Source organism: Microcoleus sp. K4-B3, from assembly GCF_036704615.1.
In the GTDB taxonomy this organism is placed as follows: Bacteria; Cyanobacteriota; Cyanobacteriia; order Cyanobacteriales; family Microcoleaceae; genus Microcoleus.
The window spans coordinates 25,596-33,792 of sequence record NZ_JAUBSF010000077.1 but is presented as its reverse complement, the minus strand read 5'-3'; the positions used below and the strand labels follow the sequence as shown (position 1 = coordinate 33,792).

The window sequence follows — 8,197 nt, the reverse complement described above, 5'->3', positions numbered from 1 at the left end:
GACTAATTATGAAATGGAACCGAAAGATAAAAAATAAAGGCAACTTAGTTAATGCAGTTTAGATGTTTAACAGCTTAAAGGAAATAATTAAGCCGATTTGGTATGAGAGAAAAGTTATCGATCGGGGTTATTAAAAAATGAAAATAACTTGCAGTTTCCAACTTTCATTTTCGTGTACTATTTCAATGCGATCGATAAACTCTCGAAAATAGAACCTGCGTTCCGATTCCGACAAGTCCAGCCAAAATTGTGGAAGAGAAACAGTTTGAGCAGTTTCTCGCAAATTCACTGGCGGCAGTTGCGCTAATTTGCTTTGCAGTTCCGCAATTTCCGTGCGGATTTTGTAGGCTCTCAACTCTGCCGTTTCTGTGTCTAAAATGCCGCTTTCCATCAGGGCGGGCAGTTGGTCTAGGATTTCTTGTTTCGAGGCGATCGCGCGTTCAATTCTTGCTTTAATTCCGTTGATATCCGGCATTTGCAGCGCGGCGACAGCAGCGGGCAAATCCCGACAGATTCCTTCAATGGTTGATTGCAATATTTCTTGGTAGGAAAAGCCACTGCATTTAGGCTGAGACAGACACTTAATGGGCCGCAAATAAAGGTATTCTCTATCTTTGCGGTAGGAGGTGACTTTTGCAACAGTCATGGGCGATTTGCATTCCGCACAAATTGCTAAACCTGCGAGGGAACGGGGGGCGCTGGCGCTGCGGGGAGAAAGGCGGCGGTTGCGGCGCAGCAATCTGTCTATTTGGGCGGCTTCTTCTCTGGAAATAATCGGGACGTGGGTGTTAGAAATTACTTGGCCGTTTAGATATTCCAAATCGCCTCGGTAGGCGGGATTTGTCAGCCAGCGGCGGCCTGTGCTGACGGAGATTTTTTTGCTGTATTTCTTTGCTAAATACCGCACGGAACCGCGCAAAGAACCGTAGATTAGAAAGTGTTCAAAAAAGTCTTTGACGGCGGCGGCGGCCGATCGCTCGATCGTGTAGCGCTCTTTGCCGCGCCGGTAGCCGTAGGGAGCCTTACCCGGTGGAATCCGGGATTTGATGCGGTTGCGAGCGTGTCCTTTGCGAATGCTCCGGCTGTGTTGGCTGCGCTGGAGTTCTGCGAGGATTTGCAGCAAGTTTTTGCGGTTTCGCGGTTCTGTTTCTGCTTGTACGATGATTTCGACGCCGAGGTTTTCGAGTTGGGCGAGGTGCGAACACACTTGCTGTAAGGTGTCGCCGAGTTCTTCAAAGCGCTGAATTAGCAGGTATTTGACGGGTTCTGTTTGGCAGTCTTTGAGGAGTTGTTGCAGTTGTTGTCGCCCTCCTAAGTCTTGATATATTCGATCGACCTCTTGGCCCCAAATTTCGGCTGCCGGCGCAGGTTCTAGCAGCGGTTCGCTGTAAGAGTAGGCAATGATTTTCATCTTTTACTCGCTCAGTTCAATTATATTCCCGTCGGGGTCTTGGGTAAATAATGCCGATCGACCTGACGCGCTCATTTGGAACGGGCAATTGTGAGCAATTAATTGCTCTCTTGCTGCTGCTAAGTTAGCAACAGAAAATGCTAAATGTCTGTTGCGCCCCCATTTGTCATTGTCTGCGACATCTGGGATAATTGTTGCAGCTACAATTAGGTGTATCTGGAAGTTGCCGACTTGATACCAGATACCGGAAAATTTTAATTGTCTATCTATTTTTGACAGTCCTAATATGCTGCTGTAAAATTCTTCTGATTTTTCGAGGTTGGAAACGAGTATGGCGGCGTGGAGGGCTTGAGTAATTTGCATTTTTTTTGGTATTTATTTTTTTATTTTAACCGCTGATGCAGGCAGATGAGCGCTGATGAACGCAGATTGGCTGATGTTTATTCCGTTTTTGATATAATCATAACATTGTCAGTCGCTATTAACATATCTACCGAGGTAGAAGCGAGGCAGCAATTCCAGTTTGCGGCAGCATTTACAAACTTCTTGATATCATGCTATGGCCTCCACCCTTTGCCAATTCCGCCTCCGCACCGCCCTCGTAGTTCCCTTCCTGCTGCAAATCTTTGCAGCCGTTGGTTTAGTTGGCTATCTTTCCTTCCGCAATGGACAAAAAGCGGTAACAGATTTGGCTAACCAGTTAATGACTGAGGTGAGCAACAAAACCCATCAGCACCTAGATAACTATTTCTCAACCCCTCATCATATTAATCAGATCAACATCGATGCGATCGAAACAGGATTGCTGAATCTAGATGACTTAGACCTTGCTGGACGCTATTTTTGGAAGCAAGTGCAAGCATTCGATCATCTTGGCTTGATCTCCTATGGACTTTCAGACGGACGCTTTATTGGTGCTGGGCCAGTAAGACCGGGGAAAGGCGTCACTATTGACGAGCTTTCAGCAAGGACAAACCGGAAAATTTACGGCTACACAACCGACAACCAGGGAAATCGAACTAAAGTAGTGCAGGTTGCTGCGTTTGATACGGTGACAGCAGAATGGTACACTCAGGCGGCTAAAGCGGGTAAACCCATCTGGACTTCTGTGTATGCGTTAGACCAGTTTGAATTTATTGCTGTAGGGGCCATGCGTCCTATTTTTGCAAAGGGCAAACTAATCGGAGTGATTGGGGTTGATTTACAACTGTCCAATATTTCTAACTTTCTGCACAACTTAAGCTTGAGCAAATCCGGGCGAACTTTCATCATGGAACGAGATGGGCAGTTGATTGGAAATTCCGGTTCCCAACCCTCTTTTACAAGGGTGAATAATCAAGCCCAACGCTTCAGCGCCCTGAACATCTCCGATCCTGTGATTCAAGCTGCTGCTCAAACCCTGCAAAATCAGTTCGGCAGCTTTCAAAAGATTAGAAAAACCCAAAGGCTTAACATTAAAATTCAAGGACAGCAATACTTTGTCCTGGTTGCTCCCTGGCAAGACAAGTTTGGGTTGGACTGGCTAATCGTGACGGTGGTTCCCGAGTCATATTTTATGGCCCAAATCAATGCCAATACCCACACCACAATTCTATTGTGCGCGATCGCATTTACTGTAGCAACGGCAATGGGAATTCTCACAGCCCGCTGGATTACTCGCCCCATTGAAAGCATCATCCAAGCTTCGGAAGACATGGCTAAAGGTTATTTCGACCGACAGGTAAAAACCAGTTCGATCGTCGAAATTAAAAAACTAGCCAATTCTTTTAATAGCATGGCAGGACAACTCAAAGAATCCTTTGAAACCCTGGAAGATAAAGTTAAAGAACGCACCGCTGAACTCGCCACAGCTAATGCAGAAATTGCGACTCTCAATCACCGACTCAAAGCGGAAAATATGCGGATGAGTGCCGAACTCGACATTCTCAAACAAATGCAGCAATTGATTTTGCCCAAACGCCAAGAACTAGAGGAAATTAAAGATTTAGATATTGCCGGATTCATGGAATCAGCCGACGAAGTAGGCGGTGATTATTACGATGTTCTCCATACCGACGGTGTGGTTACAATTGGCATCGGCGATGTCACTGGACACGGACTAGAAAGCGGCATTTTGATGGTAATGACTCAAGCTGCTGTCCGCACTCTTCAGGAAATGCAAGAATCCGACCCTGTGCGTTTTTTAGATACCCTCAACCGCACTATTTATAAAAATGTCCAGCGCATGAACTCGGACAAAAGTATGACGCTAACTATGCTCAATTATGCCGATCGCACAATTAGTATCAGCGGTCAGCATGAGGAAACTATTGTGGTCAGAAAAGGCGGTAAAATCCAGCGAATAGACACAATAGATTTAGGATTTCCGATCGGTTTAGATGAGAATATTTCCGAGTTTATCGGCTATATTTTAGTAGACTTAGAGCCGGGGGACGGGGTGGTGCTTTACACTGACGGCATCCCCGAAGCTAGAAATATGCACAAAAAATTCTACGGACTCGATAGACTCTGTGAAGTGGTTTCTCAAAACTGGCATTTGAGCGCCGAACAAATCAAGCAAGCCACCATCGATGATTTGCGAGGATTTATGGGAGAACAAAAGGTATTTGATGACATTACTTTGCTAGTATTGAAGCAACAGGGAAATATTGTGCATAATTTATGATTGACTGTCATCAACCCGGTTTCTAGCATCGCTCTTGGATTTAGTGGCGAAGCATCGAAGCATCGAAGCAGAAGAAGCAGAAGAAGCAGAAACGGGATTTCTGGATCCGCCTGTGTAAGTTGTAGTAATTTACAGCAAGCGAGTGAAACAATTTTGCTATCCCAAATTTGAGAGGAGAAATTATGCAACCAAAAATAAATTTAGCACAATCTACATCTCCAGAAAAGCTCAATACCCAGCTACAGGATTTGATACAAAAACTTGAGGAAGCCGAAGAGGAAAAAAATAGCTATGAAACTTTAGTAGAAATTATCACGGAACACTCCACGGATCTGGAAAACCAGATCCATCATAAAAATCGAGAGATGCAGACTTACATCCAGCAGGTCAAAAAGGTGATAGATGCAGCTATTGCTGTGAAAAATAACAGCTTTGAACCCCAGATATTGTCAGAGGTGGCAGCGCGTAGTGATGCACTGGGAGAACTGGCACAAGTATTTTCGCATATGGTGCAAACCGTGAAAGCGCGGGAACAGGAATTAGAGAAACTTTTGCAAGCCTATGGACGTTTTGTTCCCGATGAATATCTCCAATTTCTCGGCAAGCAGAGCATGGTTGATTTCCAGCTTGGAGATCACGTGAGCAAAGAGATGGCAATTATGTTTTCCGATCTGCGTTCGTTCACCACAATGGCGGAGCAAATGACTCCTCAAGAAAACTTTGACTTCATCAATAGCTATTTACAGCAAATTAGTCCTGAAATTCGCAATCACAACGGTTTTATTGTCAAGTATATGGGAGATGGAGTCATGGCTGTTTTTCCCGATGGCGTTAATGATGCTATTCAGGCAGGAATTGTGATGCTTGAACAGTTGCAAAAATACAACCAAAGCCGTGTAATAAATGGGTACATACCGCTGAATATTGGCATTGGTATCCATGTCGGTGATACAATGGTGGGGATTATTGGAGACGCGAACCGGATGCAAGCCGATGCCCTGTCCGATCATGTCAATCTCACGGCGCGTCTGGAAAGTTTAACTAAGTATTATGGCGTATCTTTATTAGTTTCAGGAGATGTGGTACAACGTTTGACTCAACCAGAAAAGTATCATATTCGATTTTTGGATCGTGCCATTGTCAAAGGTAGACAAGAAGCCATTACTGTTTGTGAGGTGTTAGATGTTGATGTAGAACCAGTGCGATCGCTCAAAATTCAAACTGTGCCTATTTTTGAGGAAGGGCTCGAACAATATTGTCTGGGAAATTTTGCTAATGCCCAAGTTTGTTTTGAAGAAATAGTGGCACTCAATCCAGGTGACAAACCCAGCCAACTTTACCTAGAACGCATCCAAGCACTGTTAGAAAATAGTATTCCCGCTAACTGGAATGGCGTGTGGAAATTTACCCAGAAATGACATGAAAACATCAATTGGAGGGAAAAAAATAATGACATCTGGAAGCTTACAAACTGTGACAGAAATCTGTGGAGAATTTATTGACCAATTTCCACCGGAACACGACTCCCTAGAACTTACTTTTACGCCTAGCTCTCGCCCCATCAAGCAGCGCTGGCGCAACAACAGGCTTTCGGCTCATTTTGTAGCCGATTATTTGTCCAGCTTTCTACCAGTGGATGCAGAGGATGCTAGCAGCGAGAAACGGGTTAAACAAAGCAAGGGAGCTGTGAGCTACGTCGCTAACGAACTGTTAGAAAATGCGATAAAATTTAATAAAGATGATACCAATTACAAAGTCAAATTTGGCATCCACTTTATTGGTGAAACAGAGGTGACTGCCGTAATTTTTGCCAGTAATAGTGTCAATTCCGAAGGCGCGAATAAGTTGAAGGAGTTTATTAAAGAAATTTTGGCTTCCGATCCCAATGAACTTTATTTGCAGCAGCTTGAAAAGAATGCTGAATCTGAAAGCGACACCTCGGGATTGGGATTGCTGACTATGATTAATGACTATTCAGCTAAGATAGGTTGGAAATTCGACCCAAGGCCAGACAGTGATACGATCGCTGTTACGACTGTGGTTCAAATTAGGGTCTAGTTTCAACCATTTCAATATTTACTCTCTTGTGCGATCGCAGTATTTTACTCAGGAAACCAAAGAACAATGGGCATTCAAGAAATTAAAGGTGAAGATTACAACATTCAGTACGATGGAGAATCAGTCACAGTCAGTTTCCAAGGCGAACTCAGCCTGGGCGGACCAGCAGAGTATGCACCAATAGCCGAATTGTTAGATGAGGTCGCCAATCCCGAACCGCCTACTATTACCTTGAACCTAAAAAAATTGGAATTTGTTAACAGTTCTGGTATCAGTATGCTGTCTAAGTTTGTCATTAGCGTCCGGAAAAAGAAAACGATTCAACTTTTGGTATTGGGGTCAAATGATGTTCCTTGGCAACAGAAATCTCTCAAAAATTTAGAAAAGCTGTTGCCAACTTTGAAGCTAGAATTAGAGTAGGATATGTGTAAATTTTAACGAGAGTTAACATAGGCGGGACGCCCATACCACAATTAACACAGGCGTCCTGCCCGTGCCACAATTAACACAGATAAATTTGGATATTTGTAAATTGCTTAAATTTGCTGTACCGGCAGTTCAATGATAAACTCGGTTCCTTTGGACGGTTCAGACTCGCACCTGAGCGATCCTCCGTGATTTTCTACTAATATTTTGTAGATAATAGACAATCCTAAACCGGTACCTTTACCGATTTCCTTGGTGGTGAAAAACTGCTCGAACATTCGTTCTTTTATCTCTGCTGTCATTCCCGCTCCCGTGTCAGCAATCCGTACTCTCACGCGATCGGGCCCAGCTAATTCTGTGCTGATCGAAATTTTTAGCGCAGCATAGGGTTCATTTTGTGATGCCTCGTCCAAAGCATCGATCGCGTTGGTAATTAGATTCATAAATACTTGATTGAGCTGTCCGCCATAACACTCTACAGCAGGCAATTTTCCATAATTTTTAACTACTTGAATGTCGCGACGGTCTATTTGAGAATTGAGACGGTTTCGCAAAATTAACACGGTGCTGTCAATGCTGTCGTGCAAATCGCACAGGGTCATGTTACTGTTATCGGTTCGCGAAAAGTTGCCCATAGATTTGACAATTTCGCGAATGCGATTGGAACCCATTTGCATAGAAGAGATAACTTTAGGCAAGTCTTCAACTAGAAAATCGAGATCTATCTCTTCGATTAAAGCTTTAATTTCGGGACAGGGATTGGGACAGTATTCTTGATACAGACACAGCAGGTTCAGCAAATCTTGAGTATAAATTGCGGCATGGCTCAAGTTGCCGTAAATAAAACTAACTGGGTTATTAATTTCGTGGACGATACTAGCCATTAGCGCCCCCAGCGAAGACATTTTTTCGCTGTGGAGGAGTTGAGCTTGAGTTTGTTTGAGTTCGCAAAGTGCGCGATCGAGCTGGGCCGCTTGAGCTTCCGCTTTCGCGGTAGCAGCACAACTTTCTTGATAAAGTTCAACCTGTTTGAGGTCGATTTCAAATTGTTCGATTTCGCTTTCTTGCTGGTATTGACTCACCACGGCATCGAAAGCTTCTAGCAAGTCGCCGCCCGCAGCTTCGACAATGTACAGCAGATCGGGATTTTCCAGCCTGATTTCGGCATCAGGAACTTGCACCAATGCTTTTATTCGATCGATATATTCGCGGACTTGTTTGTCTAGATACAGTGGCGCCTCAAAATACATTGCCTGGACGGTGAATGAAGGGCGACTCGCTAAGTTGATGCTGCTGCCAATATTAATTAAGTCGCGATGCGATTTTTCCATCAGCTCGATCGCCTCTAACAAATCCCCGCGCAGTTTTTCTCTTTCTGCCGCATTCTCAGAGCAAGCTAACCTCATGCAAAAAAAAGCCGTTCGTTGGGAAAGCATTCGCTGGCGGCCGCTGATATTAATTACCGCAGCACTAATTTTTCTGGCTGTCGTAATTTCTTCCAGATTAAAGTAGTTATTCAGTGTCGCCATTGATAATGCCCCCGACTCAACTAAATGTCTGTAGCTCCTGCTGACACAAGGTTTAAGAGCCATATTTTTTTTTGTACAAGACACTAACTAATATATTCTGTATTTCGG

Annotated in this window: 7 protein-coding genes; 4 read left to right on the top strand and 3 right to left on the bottom strand. The window is 44.1% G+C overall.

Annotated elements, in window-relative coordinates; all coding sequences use genetic code 11:
• Positions 1–130 precede the first annotated feature (130 nt).
• Complete coding sequence (locus tag QUA78_RS24995) at positions 131–1,411, bottom strand: recombinase family protein (protein ID WP_333303566.1); 1,281 nt, start codon at positions 1,409–1,411, stop codon at positions 131–133.
• Positions 1,412–1,414: 3 nt separating this feature from the next.
• A complete protein-coding gene (locus QUA78_RS24990; protein ID WP_333303565.1) occupies positions 1,415–1,774 on the bottom strand; it encodes a VOC family protein in 360 nt (119 codons plus the stop codon).
• 196 nt (positions 1,775–1,970) lie between these two features.
• Here QUA78_RS24990 and QUA78_RS24985 point away from each other — a divergent pair, with 196 nt between their 5' ends.
• The 4 genes from QUA78_RS24985 to QUA78_RS24970 all read left to right on the top strand — a co-directional run bounded on the left by QUA78_RS24985 (position 1,971) and on the right by QUA78_RS24970 (position 6,554).
• Positions 1,971–4,076 (top strand): SpoIIE family protein phosphatase, encoded by a 2,106-nt coding sequence (locus QUA78_RS24985; RefSeq protein ID WP_333303564.1) that lies wholly within the window; start codon positions 1,971–1,973, stop codon positions 4,074–4,076.
• A 182-nt stretch (positions 4,077–4,258) separates the two neighbouring features.
• The gene (locus QUA78_RS24980) at positions 4,259–5,494 is read left to right on the top strand and encodes an adenylate/guanylate cyclase domain-containing protein (protein ID WP_333303563.1); all 1,236 of its coding nucleotides are present in this window, start codon (positions 4,259–4,261) and stop codon (positions 5,492–5,494) included.
• Between the two features lie 31 nt (positions 5,495–5,525).
• The gene (locus QUA78_RS24975) at positions 5,526–6,134 is read left to right on the top strand and encodes a DUF6272 family protein (RefSeq protein WP_333303562.1); all 609 of its coding nucleotides are present in this window, start codon (positions 5,526–5,528) and stop codon (positions 6,132–6,134) included.
• Positions 6,135–6,200: 66 nt separating this feature from the next.
• On the top strand, positions 6,201–6,554 hold the full coding sequence (locus QUA78_RS24970; RefSeq protein WP_333303561.1) for a slr1659 superfamily regulator: 354 nt from the start codon (positions 6,201–6,203) through the stop codon (positions 6,552–6,554).
• 116 nt (positions 6,555–6,670) lie between these two features.
• On the opposite strand, the gene QUA78_RS24965 is transcribed toward QUA78_RS24970, so the two are convergent.
• A complete protein-coding gene (locus QUA78_RS24965; RefSeq protein WP_333399085.1) occupies positions 6,671–8,089 on the bottom strand; it encodes an ATP-binding protein in 1,419 nt (472 codons plus the stop codon).
• Positions 8,090–8,197: the final 108 nt, after the last annotated feature.

Excerpts from the sequence above, each read along its gene's own strand:
- QUA78_RS24970 (WP_333303561.1), top strand. The coding sequence starts at position 6,201 with ATGGGCATTCAAGAAATTAAAGGTGAAGATTACAACATTCAGTACGAT.
- QUA78_RS24985 (WP_333303564.1), top strand. The coding sequence starts at position 1,971 with ATGGCCTCCACCCTTTGCCAATTCCGCCTCCGCACCGCCCTCGTAGTT.
- QUA78_RS24990 (WP_333303565.1), bottom strand. The coding sequence starts at position 1,774 with ATGCAAATTACTCAAGCCCTCCACGCCGCCATACTCGTTTCCAACCTC.
- QUA78_RS24975 (WP_333303562.1), top strand. The coding sequence starts at position 5,526 with ATGACATCTGGAAGCTTACAAACTGTGACAGAAATCTGTGGAGAATTT.
- QUA78_RS24995 (WP_333303566.1), bottom strand. The coding sequence starts at position 1,411 with ATGAAAATCATTGCCTACTCTTACAGCGAACCGCTGCTAGAACCTGCG.
- QUA78_RS24980 (WP_333303563.1), top strand. The coding sequence starts at position 4,259 with ATGCAACCAAAAATAAATTTAGCACAATCTACATCTCCAGAAAAGCTC.
- QUA78_RS24965 (WP_333399085.1), bottom strand. The coding sequence starts at position 8,089 with ATGGCGACACTGAATAACTACTTTAATCTGGAAGAAATTACGACAGCC.